The sequence below is a fragment of the Bacillus sp. ISL-57 genome (assembly GCF_018613135.1).
Classification (GTDB): domain Bacteria; phylum Bacillota; class Bacilli; order Bacillales; family DSM-1321; genus Peribacillus; species Peribacillus frigoritolerans.
In genome coordinates, this window is the sequence record NZ_JAGGQV010000001.1 from 94,038 (window position 1) to 117,208 (window position 23,171).

The 23,171-nt window shown below is 39.0% G+C and carries 21 protein-coding genes; 18 read left to right on the forward strand and 3 right to left on the reverse strand.

Features of this window, described 5'->3' with window-relative positions:
- Position 1 precedes the first annotated feature (1 nt).
- The 14 genes from J7I90_RS00420 to J7I90_RS00485 all read left to right on the forward strand — a co-directional run bounded on the left by J7I90_RS00420 (position 2) and on the right by J7I90_RS00485 (position 16,491).
- A complete protein-coding gene (locus tag J7I90_RS00420) occupies positions 2–1,549 on the forward strand; it encodes a sugar ABC transporter ATP-binding protein (RefSeq protein WP_214767606.1) in 1,548 nt (515 codons plus the stop codon).
- Positions 1,546–2,529 (forward strand): ABC transporter permease, encoded by a 984-nt coding sequence (locus tag J7I90_RS00425; RefSeq protein WP_214767608.1) that lies wholly within the window; start codon positions 1,546–1,548, stop codon positions 2,527–2,529. The genes J7I90_RS00420 and J7I90_RS00425 overlap by 4 nt, the downstream gene beginning before the upstream one ends.
- Before the next feature lie 15 nt (positions 2,530–2,544).
- A complete protein-coding gene (locus tag J7I90_RS00430) occupies positions 2,545–3,519 on the forward strand; it encodes an ABC transporter permease (protein WP_214767610.1) in 975 nt (324 codons plus the stop codon).
- Between the two features lie 68 nt (positions 3,520–3,587).
- Positions 3,588–4,625 carry an autoinducer 2 ABC transporter substrate-binding protein gene (locus tag J7I90_RS00435; RefSeq protein ID WP_214767612.1) on the forward strand — a complete coding sequence of 346 codons (1,038 nt, stop codon included), beginning with the start codon at positions 3,588–3,590 and terminating at the stop codon, positions 4,623–4,625.
- 95 nt (positions 4,626–4,720) lie between these two features.
- A complete protein-coding gene (locus tag J7I90_RS00440; RefSeq protein WP_214767614.1) occupies positions 4,721–6,385 on the forward strand; it encodes a ribulokinase in 1,665 nt (554 codons plus the stop codon).
- Positions 6,385–7,848: a rhamnulokinase gene (rhaB, locus tag J7I90_RS00445; RefSeq protein WP_214767616.1), complete on the forward strand. Its 1,464-nt coding sequence runs from the start codon at positions 6,385–6,387 to the stop codon at positions 7,846–7,848. The genes J7I90_RS00440 and rhaB overlap by 1 nt, the downstream gene beginning before the upstream one ends.
- A gap of 15 nt (positions 7,849–7,863) precedes the next feature.
- On the forward strand, positions 7,864–9,159 hold the full coding sequence (locus J7I90_RS00450; RefSeq protein ID WP_214767617.1) for a class II aldolase/adducin family protein: 1,296 nt from the start codon (positions 7,864–7,866) through the stop codon (positions 9,157–9,159).
- Between the two features lie 119 nt (positions 9,160–9,278).
- Entirely contained in the window at positions 9,279–10,040 is a 762-nt protein-coding gene (locus tag J7I90_RS00455) for a DeoR/GlpR family DNA-binding transcription regulator (protein ID WP_101221779.1), read from the forward strand.
- A gap of 366 nt (positions 10,041–10,406) precedes the next feature.
- Positions 10,407–11,306, forward strand: coding sequence for an ABC transporter ATP-binding protein (locus J7I90_RS00460; protein ID WP_214767618.1), 900 nt, complete (start codon positions 10,407–10,409; stop codon positions 11,304–11,306).
- The gene (locus J7I90_RS00465; protein ID WP_214767619.1) at positions 11,299–12,549 is read left to right on the forward strand and encodes an ABC transporter permease; all 1,251 of its coding nucleotides are present in this window, start codon (positions 11,299–11,301) and stop codon (positions 12,547–12,549) included. Before J7I90_RS00460 ends, J7I90_RS00465 begins: the two co-directional genes overlap by 8 nt.
- Before the next feature lie 137 nt (positions 12,550–12,686).
- On the forward strand, positions 12,687–12,989 hold the full coding sequence (locus J7I90_RS00470) for a hypothetical protein (protein WP_096338702.1): 303 nt from the start codon (positions 12,687–12,689) through the stop codon (positions 12,987–12,989).
- A 450-nt stretch (positions 12,990–13,439) separates the two neighbouring features.
- Complete coding sequence (locus J7I90_RS00475) at positions 13,440–13,778, forward strand: metal-sensitive transcriptional regulator (RefSeq protein WP_214768378.1); 339 nt, start codon at positions 13,440–13,442, stop codon at positions 13,776–13,778.
- Between the two features lie 16 nt (positions 13,779–13,794).
- Complete coding sequence (gene copZ, locus J7I90_RS00480; RefSeq protein WP_053534714.1) at positions 13,795–14,001, forward strand: copper chaperone CopZ; 207 nt, start codon at positions 13,795–13,797, stop codon at positions 13,999–14,001.
- A 75-nt stretch (positions 14,002–14,076) separates the two neighbouring features.
- Positions 14,077–16,491, forward strand: coding sequence for a heavy metal translocating P-type ATPase (locus J7I90_RS00485; protein WP_311380982.1), 2,415 nt, complete (start codon positions 14,077–14,079; stop codon positions 16,489–16,491).
- A 170-nt stretch (positions 16,492–16,661) separates the two neighbouring features.
- Here J7I90_RS00485 and J7I90_RS00490 read toward each other — a convergent pair whose 3' ends face one another.
- The gene (locus J7I90_RS00490) at positions 16,662–17,165 is read right to left on the reverse strand and encodes a DinB family protein (protein ID WP_214767621.1); all 504 of its coding nucleotides are present in this window, start codon (positions 17,163–17,165) and stop codon (positions 16,662–16,664) included.
- Between the two features lie 248 nt (positions 17,166–17,413).
- Between J7I90_RS00490 and J7I90_RS00495 the strand changes: the two genes are divergently transcribed.
- From J7I90_RS00495 to J7I90_RS00505, 3 genes are all read left to right on the forward strand, one after another.
- On the forward strand, positions 17,414–18,334 hold the full coding sequence (locus J7I90_RS00495) for a patatin-like phospholipase family protein (RefSeq protein ID WP_214767622.1): 921 nt from the start codon (positions 17,414–17,416) through the stop codon (positions 18,332–18,334).
- A gap of 675 nt (positions 18,335–19,009) precedes the next feature.
- Positions 19,010–19,594: a hypothetical protein gene (locus J7I90_RS00500; RefSeq protein WP_214767623.1), complete on the forward strand. Its 585-nt coding sequence runs from the start codon at positions 19,010–19,012 to the stop codon at positions 19,592–19,594.
- A 78-nt stretch (positions 19,595–19,672) separates the two neighbouring features.
- Positions 19,673–19,975: a hypothetical protein gene (locus J7I90_RS00505; protein ID WP_214767624.1), complete on the forward strand. Its 303-nt coding sequence runs from the start codon at positions 19,673–19,675 to the stop codon at positions 19,973–19,975.
- Between the two features lie 178 nt (positions 19,976–20,153).
- Here the strand turns inward: J7I90_RS00505 and J7I90_RS00510 are convergent, their stop codons facing one another.
- Entirely contained in the window at positions 20,154–20,528 is a 375-nt protein-coding gene (locus J7I90_RS00510) for a DnaA N-terminal domain-containing protein (protein ID WP_214767626.1), read from the reverse strand.
- A 188-nt stretch (positions 20,529–20,716) separates the two neighbouring features.
- A complete protein-coding gene (locus J7I90_RS00515; RefSeq protein WP_082352106.1) occupies positions 20,717–20,884 on the reverse strand; it encodes an aspartyl-phosphate phosphatase Spo0E family protein in 168 nt (55 codons plus the stop codon).
- Positions 20,885–21,427: 543 nt separating this feature from the next.
- Between J7I90_RS00515 and J7I90_RS00520 the strand changes: the two genes are divergently transcribed.
- Entirely contained in the window at positions 21,428–23,170 is a 1,743-nt protein-coding gene (locus tag J7I90_RS00520; protein WP_096338676.1) for an alkaline phosphatase D family protein, read from the forward strand.
- Position 23,171: the final 1 nt, after the last annotated feature.

The following is a 23,171-nucleotide window of genomic DNA, read 5'->3' on the forward strand; positions in this document are numbered from 1 at the left end:
CATGTCTGATTTCTTATTGCAAATGACGAATGTCAGTAAAACCTTCCCAGGTGTAAAAGCACTGGATAGCGTTCAGCTTGAAGTGAAAAAAGGAGAAGTTCATGCGTTAATAGGTGAGAATGGTGCCGGGAAATCAACGCTCATTAAAATATTAGCTGGCATTTATCGACCGGACCCAGGCGCCAAGTTTTACTTTGAAGGAAAAGAAGCCGAAATTCAAAAACCGATTGATGCTACGCTAAAAGGCATTTCAATCATTTATCAGGATTTAAGTTTATTTTCAAACCTATCTGTAGCTGAAAATATCTATATTGGCCGGGATAGTGACAAAAAACCATGGAAAAAGATTAGATGGAAGGAGATGGAGGATACAGCAAAACGGGCACTTAAAGAACTAGAATTTGAGATTGATGTTCATACACCCGTTGAAAAATTAAGCATTGCTCAACAGCAGATGATTGAAATCGCCAGAGCCCTCGCTTTTGATTCCAAGTTAATTGTAATGGACGAACCGACTTCATCCCTATCCGCAGGGGAAGTTGAAAAGCTTTATAAAGTTATACAAAAATTAAAGGATCGCGGAATTTCCATAATCTTTGTCAGCCACAAGTTAAAAGAGTTATTTACTGTTTCCGATCGATTTACAATATTGCGAGATGGGAAATATGTCGGCACTTATGAAACTGAAGAACTTGATGAAGATAAATTAATCACACTAATGGTGGGACGTCAGATTTTATATAACAAGAATATGGTAAAAGGAAAAACAGGAAAAACTCTTTTGGAACTGAATGGTTTATCAAAAGAAGGTAACTTTAAAGATATTTCCTTTGAATTGAAAGCTGGAGAAGTCCTTGGGATTACAGGACTTGTCGGATCAGGAAGAACAGAGCTTGCACAAGCGATATTCGGGGTCAACAGGCCCTACGATGGAAGTATGAAAATAAATGGGGTTTCTACTAAAATCAACTCTTCTGAACATGCTGTAAAGCAAGGGATTGCATATATTCCAGAAAGCAGAAAAACGCAAGGTCTCATCCTTCGCCAGTCCATAATCAATAATATTTCATTACCTGTTTTGAAACAATTGAGAAATAAATTCAAATTGATTAAGCGAAAGGAAGAAGTTAAGCTGGCTGATCATTATATGAAAACGCTAGATGTTAGACCCGCTTTGCCTAAAAGGGCAGCTGGTGACCTATCAGGCGGAAATCAACAGAAAGTCGTGATCGGCAAGTGGCTTTCTACTAAACCACAAATCCTAATTATTGACGAACCGACGAATGGGATTGATATTGGGGCGAAGTCAGAAATTCATAAGTTAATGAGGGAACTGGCTGCTGAAGGAATAGGCATTATTGTGATTTCTTCAGAGCTTCCAGAAGTACTTGCTGTCAGTGATCGGATTTTGGTCATGAGACATGGAAGAATAGCCGGAGAGCTTGGTATAGAAGAAGCGACACAGGAAAATATCATGAATTATGCTCTGCTTGGTTCTCAATCTCCTTCCAAAAAAGGGCTTCCGCTAAAAGAGGAGGTACGTACATGAACGCCATTTTGAAGTCGAAGGAAATCAGCATCGCAATGATTGTTTTGCTTCTATGTATTACGTTGACATTCTTAAGCCCGTATTTTTTTACTGTAGACAATTTGCTGGATGTACTAAAAGGGAATGCTGTACTTGGAATTCTGGCGGTGGGTATGACACTTGTAATCATCACTGGCGGGATTGACGTATCGGTGGCCGCTGTTACAAGCGCTGTCTGTGTCATCGTTGGAAAAGTAATGATGCTCATGCCTGACCATCCCATCTCTATACTATTACTCTTTTTGATTGGGCCATTTCTTGGGGTTTGTTTAGGTGCACTGAATGGACTGCTTGTTGCAAAGGTTCAAATTCCAGCTATTGTCGTGACACTTGGAATGATGAGTATCATTAATGGGCTCGTGTTGTACATTACGAATGGACAGTATTTGAACAGCAGCAGTTTTCCAACCGTATTCATCAAGTTTGCCAGTTTTGAGATGTTTGGTATATCTATCATCATTCTAATTTTTATCGCCGTAGCACTGTTTACTTGGTATATTTTGAAATACACATTAATCGGTCGCGAAGTATTGGCGATTGGCGGTAATAAAGATTCAGCCATTCGGGTTGGGATAAATTTTGACAAAGTTCAAATATTTGTTTTCTCCTATATGGGGTTTCTTGCAGGAATAGCAGCCATTGCTCAAACAGCATATACAAAGTCTGTGGATCCTAATGGAATGCTTGGTCTGGAGCTGATGGTCATAGCAGCCGTTGTTTTGGGCGGTGCGAACATCATGGGGGGGCGCGGTACCATTTTGGGAACTGTTTTGGGCGTTCTTCTGCTAGGCATTGTACAAAATGGACTTATCTTGGCAAAAATTGATACCTTCTGGCAAAAAGTATTCACTGGATTGATTATATTACTGGCTGTGTCATACGACCACATTCAATATAAACGCTCAAAAGATAAGTTAGCGAAAATTGAAGTGGAAGCGTAAGAAAGAGGTGAAAAAATGAAACGGCTTTCAATATCAAAAGAAAATACTTTAGGTGTAATTACAGCAGGCTTGTTTGTGTTAATGAGTTTTTCAATACCTGGATTCTTTTCTTCAAATAATTTAACCAATATGATGTTCCAGCTCCCGGAGTTTGGTTTAATCGCATTAGCAATGATGGTGGTGATTGTAACTGGAGGGATTGACCTATCGATTACGTATACAGCTGCCTTGTCTGGCGTGACAATCGCACTTATGGCAAGCAGCGGATACCCAATGCTAGGCGCAATCTTAATCGGTGTTTTAGTCGGGCTGAGTTGCGGATTGATTAACGGCGTACTCATCTCAAAAATCGGTGTTTCGCCAATACTGGTAACACTCGGAACGATGGTGCTTTTTGAAGGTTTGATCTTAAGCATTACGAAAGGAAATTCAATTTCAGGATTCAGTGAGGGTTATAGCTTAATTGGAAACGGCTACTATATGGGGATCGTTCCTCTTTCCATCATTATTTTTGTACTATTTGCAATAATAACAGCTATATTGCTGTCAAAAACCAAATGGGGCAGAAGTGTTTATATGGTGGGTAGCAATCCGATCGCCACATTATTTTCAGGTATAAATAATAGCAAGGTATTAATGAGGGTTTACTTATATGCGGCACTTCTTGCCACAATTGCTTCCATTATTATGACATCCCGTTATAATACTGCAAAAGTGGATCTGGGATCTTCTTATTTATTACAAAGTGTAGCGGCAGCCGTACTTGGCGGAACTGAAATTCAAGGTGGTTATGGCAAAGTTATCGGCACTGTTTACGCAGTGGTCATTTTCCAAATGTTATCAAGTGGATTGAACTTAATGGGTGTACCACGATCGATCGTGACTGTGATGATGGGGGTTATTTTAATCACGGTATTGGTCATAAACTTCGTGAAAACGAAATTAGATGAAAAAAGTCAAAAGAAGTTACCTTCAAACTCTGTAGCGTAATTTACATGACCATGTAATCTCTGAAAATACTTTAGTGAAAAATCAGAAAAATTGTAAGGGGGATCATTATGAAGAAAATGACGGGGATATTGGCAACAGCTATTTTAGCTGGGGGACTGTTAGCAGGCTGTGTATCACAAGAAGGAGCATCGGGGAACAGTGAAAAAGAAACAAGTGGCGGAGGTGGTAATGAGAAGTTGAAAATTGCCGTAGTTCCAAAATTAATGGGGATACCATATTTCAATGCTTCTGAAAAAGGAGCGATTCAAGCAGGTAAAGATCTTGGTGTGGAAACCATTTACACAGGACCTACGGAACCGGATGCTGCACAGCAAGTAAAAGTCATTGAAGACTTAATTAGTCAAGATGTGGATGTAATCGCAGTAGCACCAAATGACGCTGCATCACTCTCACCAGTCCTTCAAAAGGCGAAGGATGAAGGAATAATTGTAATGGATTGGGATACACCAGCTGATCAATCCCTTGTAGAATTATCTGTCCACCAAATAGACGATGAAGCATACGGTCGCCATATCGCTAAATCACTCGTAAAACAAATGGGTGTTGAAAAAGGGCAAATCGCTATATTAACTGGAGGGCTTTCAGCAGCAAACTTAAACACCTGGATTGATGCAGCAAAAAAAGAACTGGAAGAGAATTATCCAGGTATTGAATTAGTATCGGATAAAATCGCGACAGATGAAAAACAACAGGTGGCATACCAAAAAACACTGGATTTAATAAAATCAAATCCTGAATTAAAAGGAATCATGGCTTTTTCTACTCCGGCACCTCTTGGGGCAGCCCAAGCTGTTCAGGAAAAAGGACTGCAAGAAGATATAACAGTTGTTGGAACTGCTCTACCGAAAGACTCTTCACCATATTTAAATGATGGATCTCTAGATGTAGCCATTCTTTGGGAGCCAGACAAACTAGGTTATTTAACAGTTGCCCTCGCCAAACGTCTAGCTGAAGGGGAGAAACCAGAAGATGGTTTGAAAGTTGAAAATGTAGGTGAAATTGACGTGTGGGAGGATGGAAAAACAATCATCATGGGACCACCGACAGATTTTACGAAAGACAATGCAGCTGATTTTAATTTTTAAGGTTAGATTGACCGAAAAGTCCCCTCTCAACTATCTAGAGGGGCCTTTTTATTAAATATCATTGCGAGACTTGCATGTTAGGAGATGATGAAGGGATGAATGAGAGATATACAATCGGAATTGATTTTGGCACTGAATCAGGAAGAGTGCTGCTAGTAGATATAGAGAACGGAAATGAAATGGCTACACATGTTACACCTTATCGTCATGGAGTATTGTCTAATAGGCTTCCAGACGGATGTAAACTTGAAAAAGATTGGGCTCTCCAGCATCCAGGTGATTATTTGGACGTTTTATACACTTCTGTTCCTGAAGTGATTCGGTTAAGCGGAGTAGATGCGAATGATGTGATAGGCATTGGAATCGATTTTACCTCATGTACCATTTTGCCTGTTGATAAGAAAGGAAATCCCCTTTGTTTTGATGAGAAGTGGAAAAGGGACCCTCACAGTTGGGTCAAATTATGGAAGCATCATGCCGCACAAAAAGAAGCGGATGATATTACACGCATTGCACAGGCAACGAATCAACCATTCCTGCAACGATATGGCGGGAAAATTTCTTCTGAATGGATGTTCCCTAAGATTTTACAAGTGTTACGTGAATCACCTGATATCTATGAAGAAACGGATCTATTTATGGAAGCCGGAGATTGGATTACCTTCCGACTGACGAATGAGCTGGTACGCAGCAGTAATATGAGCGGTTATAAAGCATTTTGGGATAAAAAAGATGGATATCCGGACCCTGCTTTTTTAGCGGCTATTGATGAACGTCTTCTGGATATACTGGATACAAAAATGCGTGGTGAAGTATTACCCATTGCTGGACGGTCGGGTGGTTTAACAGAAGGGATGGCTAAGAAGATGGGGTTGAAATCTGGTACGGCTGTTTCTGTATCCATAATCGATGCCCATGCAGGTGTTCCAGCTGTAGGAGCTGTCCATCCAGGCCAATTTGTGATGACGATGGGAACCTCTACTTGCCACATGTTAATTTCTGAGAAAAAACAAACAGTAGAAGGTATTTGTGGAGTAGTGGAGGATGGAATAATTCCCGGATCATTCAGTTATGAAACGGGTCAGGTGGCTGTTGGCGATTCGTTTGCATGGTATATTGAGCAAACTGCTCCTGAGTATGTAAAGAAAGAAGCTGAGCAAGAAGGTGTCAATCTACATAGCTTACTGGAAAAAAAGGCTTCTCGCTTAAGGCCTGGTCAATCTGGGTTAGTGGCGTTAGATTGGTGGAATGGCAACCGAACAGTCCTTGTAGATGCGAACTTGTCAGGTGTGATAGCAGGGATTACTCTTTCCACGAAGCCGGAAGAAATATACCGTGCACTTTTAGAATCAACAGCCTTTGGAACAAGGAAAATCCTTGAAACCTTTGAGAATGATGGTATAGAGATAAACGATTTGTTTGCCTGTGGCGGATTACCTCAAAAAAATAAACTGTTAATGCAGATATATGCCGATATTTTAAATCGTGAAATTAAAATCGCGGATGGGGAACAAGTGGTTGCATTAGGAGCAGCCATATACGCTGCCACGGCTGCCGGCCGTATAAATGGTGGGTATGATTCCATAGAGGAGGCATCCTCTAAGATGGCAAAAGTAAAAGAAGATACTTTTATACCGGTTAAAGAAAATGTAAGTATTTATCAACAACTGTATGCTTATTATTTAGAACTGCATGACTTCTTTGGCCGCGATCATATTTCCATAATGCACGGTTTAAAGAAATTGAGGAGTGTGGACTAATGATACATATTGCGGTGGATATTGGTGCTTCAAGTGGCCGGCTGGTCTTAGGGAAAATGGAGAACGGGAAATTAGTAATTGAAGAAATCCATCGATTTGCGAATGGTTTCACCTCCCAAAATGAAACCTGTTTTTGGGATATTGATCATTTATTGAATGAAATCTTAAAGGGGTTAGAATCAGCAAAAAAGCTTGGATACGACCACTGTACACTTGGAATTGATACGTGGGGAACGGATTACGTATTGTTGGATGATAATGGACACAGAGTGCAAGAAGTTATCTCTTATCGTGATAAGCGCACCGAAAATACAATCGAAAAGGTCACAAGAACACTACCTAAAGAAATCATTTATCAAAAAACGGGGATTCAATTCTTATCATTTAACACGTTATACCAATTGTACGAAGAAGATATAAAGAACCTGAAAGTCACTAGGAATGTCATGACTGTGCCAGATTATTTAGGTTACTGCCTAACGGGGAAAAAGGTCACAGAAGTTACAAGTGCTTCTTCGATGCAATTATTGAATGTAAACACGAAGAAGTTTGATGAAGAGTTACTAAACCTGATTGCATTGTCAAAAGATCAATTCCCGCCTTTTGTTAATCCGGGAGAACGATTAGGGAAACTGATGAAAGAACGTTTTTCTACTTTTGATCTTCCCAATACAGAAGTGATTATCGTTGCTTCACATGATACTGCTTCCGCCATAGTCGGTTCACCTGGTAATGGAGAGAAATGGGCCTATATTAGTAGCGGAACGTGGTCGTTGCTTGGGATTGAAAGCGATAAACCGATAGTGAATGAGTTAGCCCTTAAAAACAATTATACAAATGAATGGGGTGCATACGGAACCTACCGCTTTCTGAAAAATATCATTGGTATGTGGGTTATTCAAGAGGTCAGAAGACATTTAAAGGAAGACTATAACTTCGAGCAGTTTGTATATGAGGCAGAGAAAATAAAGGTGTGCACGCAGTTCATCAACTTTAATGATAAACGATTTTTAAATCCAGAAAATATGATTCAAGAAATTCAGCAGTATTGTCGGGAGACGAATCAGGAGATTCCACATACAGTGGGCGAATTAGCGAACTGTATATTTACAAATATGTCTATTATTTATGCGATGTCCATTCGGCAAATAGAAGAGATAACCGGGAAAAGAATCGAGCAACTTCATATTGTCGGAGGAGGGGCGAAAAATGAATTCGTTAATCAACTTACAGCAGACCTTAGCGGGAAAACCATATACGCTGGACCAACGGAGGCTACGGCGATTGGGAATATACTAGTACAAATGATTTCAGGCAATGAAATAAGCGATTTACAAACGGCACGTCAGTTAATAGAACACTCGTTCCTTATAAAAAAATATGAGCCAAAAGAAAAAATTGAATTATCATCTCTGATTGAAAAATTCAAACAAGCAATTTCCATGAAAGAAGAATGTAAATAATAGGAGTGATAAAGTATGAATGAAAATCTGCATCCAGCCAAACAAATTGTTATGATCATGGAACGTGTCTATAAATATGGCATGACAACAATTTCAGGAGGAAACCTTTCTATTCTAGATGAAAATGGTGACCTTTGGATTACTCCATCGGGAATTGATAAAGGAGCATTAACCATGGATGATATCATGTGCGTCAAAAAGGACGGTACATTCATAGGGAAACATAAACCATCGGTAGAGCTTCCTTTTCATCAAGGAATTTATGAAGCAAGGTCCGATATAAAAGCTGTCGTACATGCACATCCCCCGGCTTTGGTTTCCTTTAGCATGGCTCGTAAAGGACCAAACCCAAAGTTGCTTTTACATGCATATAAGAGTGTAGCAGATTCCCTTCAGGTTGCACCCTATGCGATCCCTGGAAGCGACAAATTAAAGGAAAATATTTCGGCTGAATTTGCAAAAGGAGGGGATGCGGTCATATTGGAGAATCATGGTATTGTGGTAGGGAAACCCACTATATTTGATGCCTTTAAGTTGTTTGAAACACTTGAAGATACTGCTTGTATGGAAATAAATGCAAGGAATATAGGGAAACCATTTGAACTGACCGAACAAAATTTACAAGAAATAGATTTATATAAAGCGGATAAATTAACACAGATAGAAATGAAGCACCATTCTGTCGAAGAGGTTTCTTGCCGTCAAGAAATGATCAGGTTATTGGAACGGTTATATGATCGTCAGCTTTTTACAAGTATCTCAGGCAGCTTTTCAACCCGCCTTAAAGATGGCTCTATTTTAATCACGCCTGCTCAACAGGACCGTAAATATATTAAGGAAGATGAATTGGTTCTGATTCATCAGGAGTATAGTGAAGCTGGAAAGGAACCATGTGAGTTTTTTGAGCTTCATCAAAAAATATATGAGTTAAACCCGGAGCTTACATCCGTAATCATTGCGAACCCAAGATTTTTAATGGCCTATGCTGTGACAGATGTTAAATATAATACACATATAATTCCAGAGGCCTACATTGTACTTCGGGATATAGATAAAGTGCCTTTTGGAATGGGAGAAGATCATAATAGAATGATTGCAGATAAACTAGCAGAGGATAATCCTGTCCTATTAATTGAAAATGGGTATGCAGTTGTCTCAGGAAAAAGTTTACTGAGTGTATTTGATAGGCTAGAAGTAGCTGAATATAGTGCAAAAGCATTGGTGTACGCTAAAAGTATTGGCGAAGTAATCGATATTAGTGATGAAGATATTGAAGAAATTATTGAAGGTTTTAAGCTAATTGCCAAATAACGATATCAATGAAAAAAGGCAGTTCCTAAGCTCTCTATTTATATAGAGGGCTTTATATATGTTACAATACAAAAACAAACAAAAGTAAACAAAGATTATATAGATAGGAGAAAGTTGGTATGCTTGTAGCTCAAAGACACCAAAAAATTGTCGAACTCGTAAATGAACGTTCGAGTATTCGTGTTACAGAATTAAGTGAAATCTTTTCAGTAACAGAGGAAACAATCCGACGTGATCTCGAAAAGCTTGAGAAAGAAACAAAACTAAAACGCAGCCACGGCGGTGCCGTTAGCCTGCAAGAAGATGATTCGGAAATCCATTTTTCCGAAAGAGTGATAACAAATGTCAACGAAAAAAAAGTGATAGCATATGAAGCGGCAAAGCGGATAGTGGAAGGTGACAGGATTATTTTAGATGCAAGTACAACTGCCTGGTATATGTCAAAAGCCTTACCAAACATACCGCTAACGGTTATTACCAATTCCACCAAAGTGGTGATGGAATTGAGTAAAAAAGAAAAAATAGAGGTTATTTCAACCGGGGGAAGATTGCTGTCAAAGTCTTTATCATTTGTTGGTCCGATAGCAGAGAAATCATTAACGATGTATCATGTCAACAAAACGTTTTTGTCTTGCAAGGGGATTCACTTAGAAGAAGGACTCAGTGATTCTAATGAAGGGCAGGCTTTATTAAAAAAGAAAATGATCGAAAGGTCGGATGCAGTGATCCTGATGGTGGATTCCTCAAAGTTTGGAAAAAAGGCGTTTTCATTAATCGTTCCGCCTAGTGAAGTGGATGAGGTCATTACGGATAGAGAAATAGATGAAGCATCAAGAAAATTGCTTGAAAAAAGAAATGTAAAAGTAACGATTGTAAAATAAAATAGAATCATTAGCGACAGTTGGGAAATGTGTCCTTTAAAGCGAGCAATCTATTTTTATTATTGCCTCGTTTCCAAAAAAAAGGGCTTTCAGTTTAGTAACATGCTTGCGTGAGGGAAAGGCAGGAGACGTACGGGGTTGTGAATATTACCAATAGGAAGGGAAAGGGGGTTCTGTCTTAAGTTTCGCAGAAAAAATACCATTAGGGTAAAGGGCAAACGAAAGGGCAGACGTGAAACGTTAATTTTTTCCGGAAATTTACATACAATCGAAGGAGAAAAGAGTTATTTGCTCCTTGGCGATAGTTGAAATTGGAAAACCTTTCCGTTAACATGTAATTAGAATCATATATTAGGAGGTTTTGCATTGGTTTTACAAATTAAAGAAGTTACGAAAAAATTCGGGGATTTCACGGCGGTCAACAAGCTTGATTTAACTATCCCCGAAAAAGAAATGTTCGGCTTTTTAGGCGGGAACGGAGCAGGGAAAACGACCACGTTCCGGATGATACTCGGCCTGCTTGACCCTACTGAAGGGGAAGTGACCTGGGATGGTAAGAAAATCGATTATACGACCAGCTCAATGATTGGCTATCTTCCTGAGGAACGCGGACTATATCCAAAACTGAAGGTGCGTGATCAAATTGTTTATTTGGCTAGATTAAGAGGGATGAACAAACGTGATGCTTTGAGAGAATTGGAGTATTGGCTGGACCGCTTCATGGTGCCAGATTATATCGATAAGCGAGTTGAAGAGCTTTCAAAGGGAAATCAACAAAAAATCCAGCTGATCGCATCAATGATCCATAAACCTGAATTACTTATTCTTGACGAACCCTTCAGCGGACTGGATCCAGTGAATGTGGAAATTCTGAAGAAAGCGGTCATTGACTTAAGGGACAGCGGCACGACGATCGTTTTCTCGAGCCATCGCATGGAGCATGTCGAAGAGATGTGTGAGCATCTTTGCATCATGCATAAAGGTTCACCTGTTGTGGCTGGAAAGTTAAAAGAAATCAAGCGTTCTTTTGGTAAAAAGAATGTGTCAATTAAAGCGGATTTTGATCTATCTTTCTTGGATCATTATGAAGGTGTAACAAAAGTGAAGAACACGATGGAAGGGAAAGTTCTTCAAGTAACTGGTGAAAATGTGGCTGAGAGCATGCTGCGTGAACTTGTTCCAAGAGGTTTCGTCCGGAAATTCGAATTGGAAGAACCATCGCTGACGGATATTTTCATTGAAAAAGTAGGTGCAGTCTATGAATAAATTTTGGATTGTCCTTTCCCATACATACCTATCAAAATTAAAGACGAAATCCTTTATCATTTCTACAATCATTATGATGGCACTGATTCTCGTTCTTTCGAATCTTTCGAATCTTATTGATAAATTCGACAGTGATGAACAGGAAAAGGTTGCCGTAATCGATCAGACTGAAGGCGGTTTATTTGATTCTTATAAAAATGCGGTAGCAGGTGTGAACGATGACCTATCGATACTATCAGCCCAGGATGAAAAGAAAGCGGAGGAAATGGTCAGCGCGGAAGAAATCGTTGGGTATTTATTAATCCAAAAGGATAAAACTCTCGGCTTTAAGGGAACGTACAAAGCGAATCAAATTTCAGATTCTGCGGTAAGTAATGATTTGCTATTAGCACTTACCCAATTGAAGGGTCAAATAACGGCGAAGGAATTGAATTTGACAGAGCTGCAAATCGCTCAATTAAATACGCCGCCAGCATTTGATACGATTGCACTTCAGAAGAATGCAAAAACGGAAGAGGATCTAAATCAAGCACGCGGTCTCGTGTATGTGCTCCTATTCGTGATTTACTTCGGTGTGTTGATGTATGCAACGATGATTGCAATGGAAGTGGCAACTGAAAAAACTTCACGAGTCATGGAAATCCTGATTTCAAGTGTCCCGCCAGTCACACAGATGTTTGCCAAAATAATGGGTGTTGCTTTACTTAGTCTTACTCAAATGATTTTATTTTTTGGGGTGGGCTATTTCTCGATTAAACAAAACTTGACGGGGATGGATGAAGGATTCTTTTCATTTTTCGGTTTCGGCAGCACAGATATCTCAACGATCATTTATGCAATCATCTTCGCTTTGCTTGGGTATTTTCTGTACGCGACTCTTGCAGCATGCCTTGGATCCGTTGTCAGCAAAATTGAAGATGTCCAGCAAATGATTTCACCGATGACCATGTTAGTTGTCATCGCCTTCATGATTGCGATGTTTGGACTGGGGAATCCGTCAGCCAGTTATATTACGATCACATCATTCATTCCATTTTTCACTCCGATGATCATGTTCTTGCGCGTGGGGATGCTTGATGTTCCATTCTGGGAAATCGCCATCAGCATAGGAGTGTTAATCTTAACGATTGTTTTACTTGGAATAATCGGAGCCAAAATCTATCGGGGTGGAGTCTTGATGTACGGTAGCTCAAAATCATTGAAAAGCATCAAGAATGCCCTGCAATTATCCAAGAAAAATTAACATCAAACCTGGATCTTTCATCCTGTTGGAGGGGTTCAGGTTTTTTAAAGTTAATATTATAGGAACGAAAAGTAGCATAGATATAAGGGAACATAAATATATTCCCTTTATGCAACCACGATTAGGAGTGAATGATTATGAGCAATCTGGTAACGTTGACGATAGTTTCAGAAGCGTTTCTCTTGTTGTCCTTCATCATTATTATTTTATCAACCAAGAATCCGAAAAAGAATGTTCTCTGGGTCATCCTGTTCATCATTGGAGCTGCACCGCTTTTATATTTAGCCATAGATCATGTGAAAAACGATTATATGGACGCGAATATCGGACTGGGCCTAGCCTTTATGTATACCTGGTTATACAGCGCAGTTGCTTTTATCATTGCCATCATTCTTTTAGTGAAAAAGAAAAGGAATAATAATATTTCAAAAGAACTGTGATGATTACAAATTGGAATCTTAAATTGAATGAAAAAAACGCTGAGGATACATGAACTATACCCCGGATAAGGGACACACATAAAAAAGTGTCCCTTATCCGGGGTTTTTTATGTTTCAATAAGTGTAATGAGAATGGACGGTGGGTTTTAATGGGTAAGAATATATTTACTGATTTTTTTCTTCAAGTTTGTTCTCAGTCTGGCTGAGGGTACATTAGTATCGCAGTGTTTTGTGTTACCTGGGTATTTACTGACTAATCGTATTCTTGGCAAAAAGGATCTTGGCGGTATAGGTTTAGGATAGTCCAACTACAACCTGTGCTTTTCTTAGCTTAAGAATAAGAAACTTTAATAAACGAATAGTAATAAATAAGGAACATAAATCTTTCTCTTTGCATAGGGTAGGAGGGTATGGTATATTATTTTTGAGGAGGGATGGGCAATGGATGAAATGATGAATGGGCAAGATGCGAAGAATGAAGAAGAATGCTGTACGACCTCTTCCCACGGCCGAAAGAGTCATCACTCAGAAGCAGTAAAAAAGAATTTAACGACACGGTTAAATCGAATTGAAGGTCAAATTCGCGGTATAAAGGGTCTTATTGAAAAAGATACGTACTGTGATGATGTGATCACCCAAATAGCAGCTACACAAAGCGCGATGAATAGTGTAGCCAAGATTTTATTGGAAGGCCATCTAAGGAATTGTGTGGTGGAACGCCTGAATGAAGGGGATACAGAGGTTATAGATGAAGTTCTTGTAACGATACAAAAATTAATGAAAAAATAAAGGAGCAGTGGATAAAATGGAAAATGTAACATTGAATGTTAGTGGAATGTCTTGTGGTCATTGTGTGAATGCAGTTGAAGGGAATGTAGGAAAACTTGCGGGTGTTGAAAGCGTAAAGGTGCATTTGGATGCAGGAAAAGTAGATGTAGCGTTTGACAAGGAAAAAGTATCACTTGAGAAAATAAAAGAAACAATCGATGATCAAGGCTATGATGTTGAGTAAATTATGAGAGTGCTGTTAAGCACTTCTTTTTTACAAGGAAATATACCCCATAGCGGTATAGGGAGGCGGAATGAAGTGAGCAGCCAAATAAAAGAAACAAGTTTACAGATTTCAGGAATGACTTGCGCTGCCTGTGCAAACCGAATTGAAAAAGGGTTAAACAAAATGGAAGGCGTTGAGGAAGCCACCGTTAATTTTGCACTTGAGAAATCGGTTATTAAATATGATTCGGAAAAAGTAAGCAACCAGGACTTTGAAAAGAAAATTCAAGATCTTGGCTATGATGTAGTAAAAGAGAAAAAGGAATTTACGATTACTGGCATGACCTGTGCTGCCTGTGCAAACCGAATTGAAAAAGGGTTAAATAAGATGGATGGGGTGAGCATGGCTAATGTCAATCTAGCGCTTGAAAATGCGACCGTCGAATATGATCCTTCCCAAGCCTCCCCAATTGACATCATTCAACGGGTGGAGAAGCTGGGGTATGGGGCGATCATCAAGGAAGATAAAATGGAATCCGTGAATTTCCGTCAAAAAGAAATACAAAAACAAAAGAATACATTCATCTTTTCGGTCATTTTATCATTCCCATTGTTATGGGCGATGGTAAGCCATTTTAGTTTTACTTCGTTTATCTATATGCCTGATTTCCTCATGAATCCTTGGGTGCAGATGGCATTCGCAACCCCCGTTCAATTTTTGATTGGAAAGCAGTTCTATGTTGGAGCTTATAAAGCCTTGAGAAATAAAAGTGCCAATATGGATGTATTAGTCGCGATGGGAACATCCGCTGCCTATTTTTACAGTGTTTATCAGGCGATCATCTCGATGGGTTCCCATCACAATACGGCACAACTTTATTTCGAAACCAGTTCGATTCTTATCACCCTCATTCTTTTGGGGAAGCTATTTGAAGCAAAAGCAAAAGGACGTTCTTCCGAGGCCATCAAAAAATTGATGGGGCTTCAGGCCAAAACGGCATTGGTTTTAAGAAATGGGGAAGAACGGGAAATACCACTTGAAGAAGTCATCGTAGGGGATACGATTTTGGTGAAGCCGGGTGAAAAGATTCCTGTCGATGGCAAGGTAATCGAGGGGAACTCTGCCGTCGATGAATCCATGTTAACGGGTGAGAGCATCCCGGTCGATAAAACAAACGGGGATACTGTTATCGGTTCAACATTGAATAAGAATGGGTTTCTCAAAATGAAGGCGACTAAAATAGGAAGGGATACAGCTCTTTCCCAAATCATCAAAGTCGTCGAAGATGCTCAAGGTTCGAAAGCGCCGATTCAACGGCTTGCTGACCAAATTTCCGGTGTTTTCGTTCCCATTGTTGTCGGAATCGCTCTTTTAACTTTTCTGGTTTGGATGATTTGGGTTAACCCTGGAGAATTCCTACCTGCTTTTGAAGCGATGATTGCAGTGCTAGTCATAGCCTGCCCATGTGCTCTAGGCCTGGCCACTCCCACCTCTATCATGGCAGGATCTGGAAGGGCTGCCGAATTCGGCATCTTATTTAAAGGCGGGGAACATCTGGAAACCACCCACCATATCGATACGGTCATCCTGGATAAAACGGGAACGGTAACGAATGGTACCCCTGTGTTGACAGATGTCCTCATTGAGAATGGTATGGAGGAAGAACAGTTTTTATCATTAATCGGTGCAGCTGAAAAACAATCTGAACACCCTCTTGCTCAATCAATCGTTCAAGGAATTCAAGCAAGGCAGATTTCACTTGCAGCGGTTGAGGAATTTGAAGCGATGCCTGGATACGGGATTAGAGCTGTGGCGGATCAAAAAGTGATATTCATCGGAACCCGTAAATTGATGAAGCAAAATAACGTGGATATCACTAAGGCGCTAACAGCGATGGAAGAATTTGAAGAGCAAGGGAAGACTGCAATGCTCGCTAGCATTGAAGGGGAATATGCAGGACTCATTGCTGTTGCGGATACGATAAAAGAGAGCTCGCTTGAGGCGATTAAAAGGTTAAAAGCAATGGATACCCAGGTCATCATGATAACCGGGGATAATCAAAGAACAGCAAATGCCATCGGCCATCAAGTTGGCATTGACCATGTAATCGCAGAAGTCCTACCTGAAGGGAAAGCGGAAGAAGTGAAAAAACTGCAGGCCGCCGGTAAAACTGTGGCAATGGTCGGTGATGGGATAAATGATGCGCCCGCGCTGGCACTAGCCGATATAGGAATGGCGATAGGAACCGGGACGGACATAGCCATGGAGGCTGCCGATATCACTTTGATTCGGGGTGATTTGAACAGTATTGCAGATGCCATCCTCATGAGCAGAAAGACGATGAAAAATATCAAACAAAACCTATTCTGGGCTTTTGCCTATAATGTAATCGGAATACCAATTGCGGCAATCGGACTGCTTGCCCCGTGGTTAGCGGGTGCTGCCATGGCCTTCAGTTCTGTGTCAGTCGTATTGAATGCACTTCGCCTTCAACGGATAAAGCTTTAATGATCATGTAACATATATAGAAGGCAGTTGTACTGACTGCATATACCATTCTACGGGCGTATGGATTATAATCATCCAAATAAAGCCGATGATTCCTTGGCAAGAGGATCATCGGCTTTCATCTGGAATGAGCGGCATGTTACTGCCACTCTTATAGGTTGTCAAACCGCTTATTTTAAACAGTAAAAAACATAATCTGTAGGTGTGCCATTCTCGCCTTGTTGATGGAGCATCGCTGATACATTACCGCGATGATAGGTCCCATGATTCACTACATGATGGATGAGGTCGGCAAGTACAAACTCACAAGCCCCCATTTTCGGATGTTCGGTTACAATGGTCCGTTCAAGATCAGGCTGCGAAGTAAGGAAATTGTCGTAATCCTTTGCAAGTTCATCATATAAGGATTCCAGTTCATTTAATGTGATTCCGTCCACTTCTTTCCGCCGCTGTTCAACTTTCTTAAAAGTTTCTTGAACTGTGCGTCCTTTCATTATCTCCAACCAGGTAATATCTGTTGCGTAAAGGTGAATTAGAACTTCCTTGATAGATGGAAAGACACTTTTTATCGTGTCTCCATAGACTCCTTCCGGTAATTGTTTTAGTTTTTGGAACACTTGCTGATTAGCCCAAACGTGGTAATCATACATTTTCTTGGCGCGGTTATTTTCCATTTTTTCACTCCTTTAATTGTTACATATCCTTTTCGACATCATTTAAAGAACTCCTTTATCAAAAGCTGCATCCTAATCTGATAATTTGTCCATGCAAATGCTTCATTTTCTACATACCATGATAATAGATGCTATCCTACTATTGTTATTACGTTTGATTGCCATCAAAGAGTCCAAGAGTGTGAAAATTCACTTTATTTTCAAATATTGTTAATATGATAGTAACTCTTATCGAGAGGTGGAAAAAAATGAGAGCAGATGCCGTTTTTGAAGGTGGGGGGGTCAGGGGAATTGCTTTTATTGGAGCGATTCAAGCAATGGAAGAGGAAAAAGTAGAATGGGAGAGACTTGCTGGGACATCAGCAGGAGCAATAATAGCTGCTCTTTTGGCTAGTGGCTATAAAAGCCATGAAATTAGAAAACAGTTTAGTGAAATCAATTACTCAAAGCTTAGAGGCAGGACAATTCTGAATCGAATTCCCATTTGTGGATTCTTTTTGGAGCTTATGGTTCATCTCGGGATTTACAAAAACGATTATTTGGAAACATGGGTGGATTCACTTCTTTCAGAAAAAGGGATTAAGACATTCGCGGATCTTCCAGATGGAAAGTTGAAGATAATTGCTTCGGATGTTTCGAATGGCCAGATGCTTATTTTGCCAGATGATTTGGATCGCTATGGGATGACTCCTGCTGATTTAAAAGTTTCAACTGCCGTAATGATGAGTGCCTCCTTACCATTTTTCTTCCGTCCGGTTATTTGGAAATCAAAAGACCGGAAAAAATCCTACATTTTAGATGGTGGTTTACTTAGTAACTTCCCGATATGGATTTTTGATACCGACAATCCTCGCTTTCCAACGTTTGGATTCCATTTTGTGAAAGCTGAAGTTAACATAGATGCGGTTATACCAACGCCAATCCACCTTTTCAAAAATATATTTAAAACGATGCTTCAAGCCCATGATTTACGTTATATGAACAAAGAAACGATTGAACGCACGATTCAAATTCCTACTGGCGGCATCAACGCAACGGATTTTGAACTGAATGAGGATGAAATCGACTTTCTCTATAAATCAGGCTATACTTCTGCAAAAGAATTTTTGTCGAATTGGGATTTTGAACAATATAAGGTCAAACGCTTGCAAAGAGTCAAAAAAGAGTAGGAGAAACATTCCTCTATCATTCGGTCCAAAAGGGGGAAAGAGGGGACAAGGAGCTGTTACAACGGCTCTTTTTCTTATTGAATGAACGAACCAATCGTTTAATTCAAAAGCAATAAGTGGAATTACAATCAAAAAAAATTAATATAATATATTATTTTGATATTGGTTAACAAATATTATAAAAGCATTTAAATGTATGAGGAAATGAAACTTTTAAAAATTATTAGATGACATAATAAATAGTATCTTTTACGACGTCTATGTGAACCAGTCAAAGAATTGACCGAACATAAAAAACTACTTCTTTCGAAAAAAATCTTGACTGAGACATATTTCAAGTCTTGAATGAAGTCATAAAATCCCACAGCTTCTAAAAGAGGTAACGATAATTTGGATAATGATTCTTCAGACCCTTTTTTATATATATTTTTATAAAAACAAAATAAATCTAGTTATATTTTCATACTAATGTTAATGTAAAGTGGTAGATAATACCTAACCATGGAAAGGAGAGGATTTTATAAACAGATATAGAAATCAAAATTGTTCCCGCCTCAGCCTTCAGCCTCTACTTAGATCACTCCATAAACCGCATCTTCTTTCTATGAGAGAATTTATTTCTTAAATGTAGGAAAAATGTTAAGAAAAAATCTACTAGAAGGGGAATAGAATATTATGAAAAATATATTTGCCTTTTCATTATCGTTGATTATTTTATTTAGTTTTGTAGCTCCTTCATTTGCAAGTATAGAAGTTAGCAACGAGACATCGACACAACAAGAAGTAAACGAACATGCCTATTCTTTTAATGAACTAGAAATAATAAGTAATACAATTTTAACGGAGCAAGAGATTGAAAATCTATATAATGAAGTTATGAGTATTAATACACTTAACTCTGGTGGTATAACTGCATATGGACCTATTTCAGGTGGATCAACAATAACTGAAATAGCTCCTATTTATAGAACCTACAAAAATACCGGTCTAAATGAAGCCAAAAATCTAATTTTTGCATATATGATGAAAAAGATTCCTAAAAAACTGACAGATAGTGTATTCGCTAATTGGCTTTTTGTAAAGTTAAATAGCTGGTCCAAAATTAGTCCAACTTACGTGGGTTCTTGGGTATCAAGTTCATATAGCACTGCAGAAAAGAAAAGAAATTATCATGCGACAGTGGTTCATTATGGCAAAAGTAATTACACATCACCTAAATCAGTTCAATATTTCCAATGCAATTACTGGTTTGGGAAATAATAAATCGAGGAAATGGGGAATAAGATGAATTTGAAAATATTATTGAGAATAAGTATCTTTTTATTATTTTCTTGTCTAATGATTTTTGATTATTTCCCTCATCTCGTTCTCAAAGACATTCCTAAAACTGCACTGACAATTGGAATGATCTCATTAGCGGTTGTCTATATTATCATTAATCGAAAGACTGAAAAAGATTGTGAAAATGCATTAATTGGAGAAGCAGTATTTATTTTTTATATGTTAGTGCTAATAGGATTATTAACGGTAATGGGCGGAAAATCTACTGTAGGAATTTCTTTGAATAATCCTATGCTATGGTTTGTTTTATTATTGACAATCGTTGATATGACCGTAAGATATAGGAAAATGAATGCTTAGTAAACGCTAAACTTATGAAATTGGGGAAATTCCGGACGAAAAAACAGCCAGTTGACTGCTTATTTACTTCATATTATCTCAGACTAAAGCTTTAGGCATATAACATGTACTTTATTATTTTCTTATAACGAACGAAGGAGCCTTTATAGCTTCTTCGTTTGGTTGGTTAAGAGTTCCCTTACTTCATAATAAATCGAATCGTATAATCTCTTCCATTGAAACTCTTCAGCAAGGATTTAATTAATTCAGAGTACCTTTCCTCAAGCCAATCTCGAGCGAATACATTAGGTGCAACTAATGTCATTTGGTCACTTTCAATAGAAGAAAAGTACACATCTTTCATCCAAGCCTCATAACTCGGTTTAGAGATCTTTTTCTGCATTTGTAATTTAACAAGGGAGAATATATCTTTATCGTCCAACAATTCATTATGTATTGACACATCTTTTAAAGGAAGTACAGCCTCTTGATCCGGGTTTAAATGATCTATTATTTGAGTGACACGATTTAATTCATGTCTTAGTGAAAGTTTTAGCTTTAGTAACTCCTGCATTAAAAAATCTTAGATTTATCATTACTATCCATTGTACGTCCCCTTGATGTCTGGTTATCTTTCTATTATAACTTTTTTATGTTCTATTCCCATGGCGAATTCTACACGAAATAAGGTAGAAGACTATACTAGGAAGCAATAGGTAAAAGTCCAAGAAAGATCCATGAAGTATTAGTTCATGGATCTTTTTAGACATATTCTAAATCATTTGGTTCTTTTTCATTTGTAAGTAAATTCAACAGTTCATCTAGTTCCTGGCTTTTATGTAATGTTTTTGGAGCAGTAAATCCATAAATCAATCCGGTGGTTATTAGTTCTTTCCTCAATATCTCAATTTTTTCAAATAATGCTTCCATACTCTCCAATGCAGAATCCTCAAGTGCTTTCTTTTTTTTGTTATGAAACTATTATTACATAAATTGGGATGTTTTTAAACCTGAAGTGAGTATTCACTTATAAAATTATTACTAAAGCATTTTTAGTCCGATTTTAGAAAACCATGATGAATTCTAAACCTTCCTTTGAATCAAGGTTTCCTTCCTGAGGTGGGATCCAACCAAGTGATGGCGATCTTTCTTTTATTCCATTATTTCGCTGGCTTCTTTAGGCTTTTATAGTTTTGGAGGTTTATTGTAAAAATAGCCTATTGAAGTTATTTGTAACGATTAAATAAATGATTCGTTAAGAGAACTAGGCTGAAAGACTGTCGTTATATGTAAAAGTTTGTAGGGCTATGTAAATGCATGAGTGAATCAAAACTCTTTTTGTATTCAATAGGTATCATAAGACCTGCCTAAAAATTCCTAATTTCTTGATTTATTGATTTACACATCTTCATACACCTTTAAAAGGGCCATACTATACTTGAACCAGATTCAAATAATAGGAGGGAAAGATCAATGAATAATGAAAGAGCAATGGATGATTTAATTAAGAATTGGAGCGAATTAGGTAAGAATATGGACCGCCGAAACTTTATCCAGGGAGCAAGTAAGCTTGCCGGACTTTCATTAGGTCTTGCCCTTGCCCAATCAATGGGCGGGATTGAAGTGAATGCTGCCCCGAAATTCAGTGATTATCCATTTACTCTCGGTGTAGCTTCAGGTGATCCGCTCTCGGACAGTGTAGTTTTATGGACAAGGTTGGCACCTGATCCGTTGAATGGCGGAGGAATGCCAAAAGAAGCCATTTCGGTTAAATGGGAAGTGGCAAAGGATGAGAATTTCAGAAAGATTGTCCAGCAAGGCAAGGAAATAGCAAGGCCGGAACTTGGCCACTCCGTACATGTGGAAGTAAGCGGATTAAAACCTGATAAAGTCTATTTTTACCGTTTTAAAAGCGGCGGGGAAGTAAGTCAGACAGGGAAAACGAAAACACTTCCGCCAATAGGTTCAAGTGTATCGAGCTTGTCATTCGCGTTTGTTTCATGCCAGCAATTTGAGCATGGTTATTATACGGCTTATAAACATTTGGCAAAGGAAGATCTGGATATTGTCTTCCACCTTGGCGATTATATATATGAATATGGCCCAAATGAATATGTTTCTTCTACAGGTAATGTCCGTGTACATAGTGGACCAGAGATCATTACACTTGAAGATTATCGGAATAGATACGCACAATATCGCTCTGATACCCATTTAAAAGCGGCACATGCAGCTTTCCCATGGGTCGTGACTTGGGATGATCATGAAGTTGAAAACAATTATGCAAATGTCATCCCGGAAAAAGGGCAATCGGTAGAAGCTTTCATCAAGAGAAGGGCCGCCGCTTATCAGGCTTACTATGAGCATATGCCCCTTCGAAAATCATCTTTGCCTAAGGGAGCGGATATGAGGTTATACCGAAATTTCACATATGGCGACCTGGCCTCTTTCTTTGTATTGGATTCACGTCAATACCGGGATGATCAGGCAAACGGTGATGGAAGTTCACCGCAAACGCCTGAGTCACTTGATCCGAAACGGACATTACTAGGTCCAGAGCAGGAACAGTGGCTAACTGACAATTTATCAAAATCAAAAACGAAGTGGAATGTTCTGCCTCAGCAGATTTTCTTTGCACAACGGAATTATGGAACACCAACCGCTCCCAAATTCAGCATGGATTCCTGGGATGGCTACCCGGCTGCACGCGATCGCTTAATTGATGTAATCAAAAGCAACAACCTGGAAAATCTGGTCGTGTTGACCGGTGATGTACATGCAAGCTGGGCCGCCAATTTAAAGGCGGATTTCGATGATCCAAATTCAAGGATTTTCGGTGTGGAGTTTGTCGGCACTTCGATCACATCTGGCGGAAATGGTGCGGATAAGCGTGCGGACACGGATAAAATACTAAGTCAGAATCCGCATATAAAGTTCTTTAATGATTACAGGGGATATGTCCGGTGCAAAGTAACACCAGAACAATGGAAGGCGGATTACCGTGTAGTCCCATTCGTGACAGAACCAGGTGCGGATATATCGACAAGAGCATCCTTTGTTTTTGATAAAGATCAAACAGGGCTGCGAAAGGTTGCATCAGCAGCGGTTATGGAAGGTGCACAAAAAACGAACGAAGTCGAGGAGGATCGGACACGTGCCCATAATCGCGCACATGAAAAACAAAGAATGAAAAGTCAGGGGAAAGTGACTAATTGAT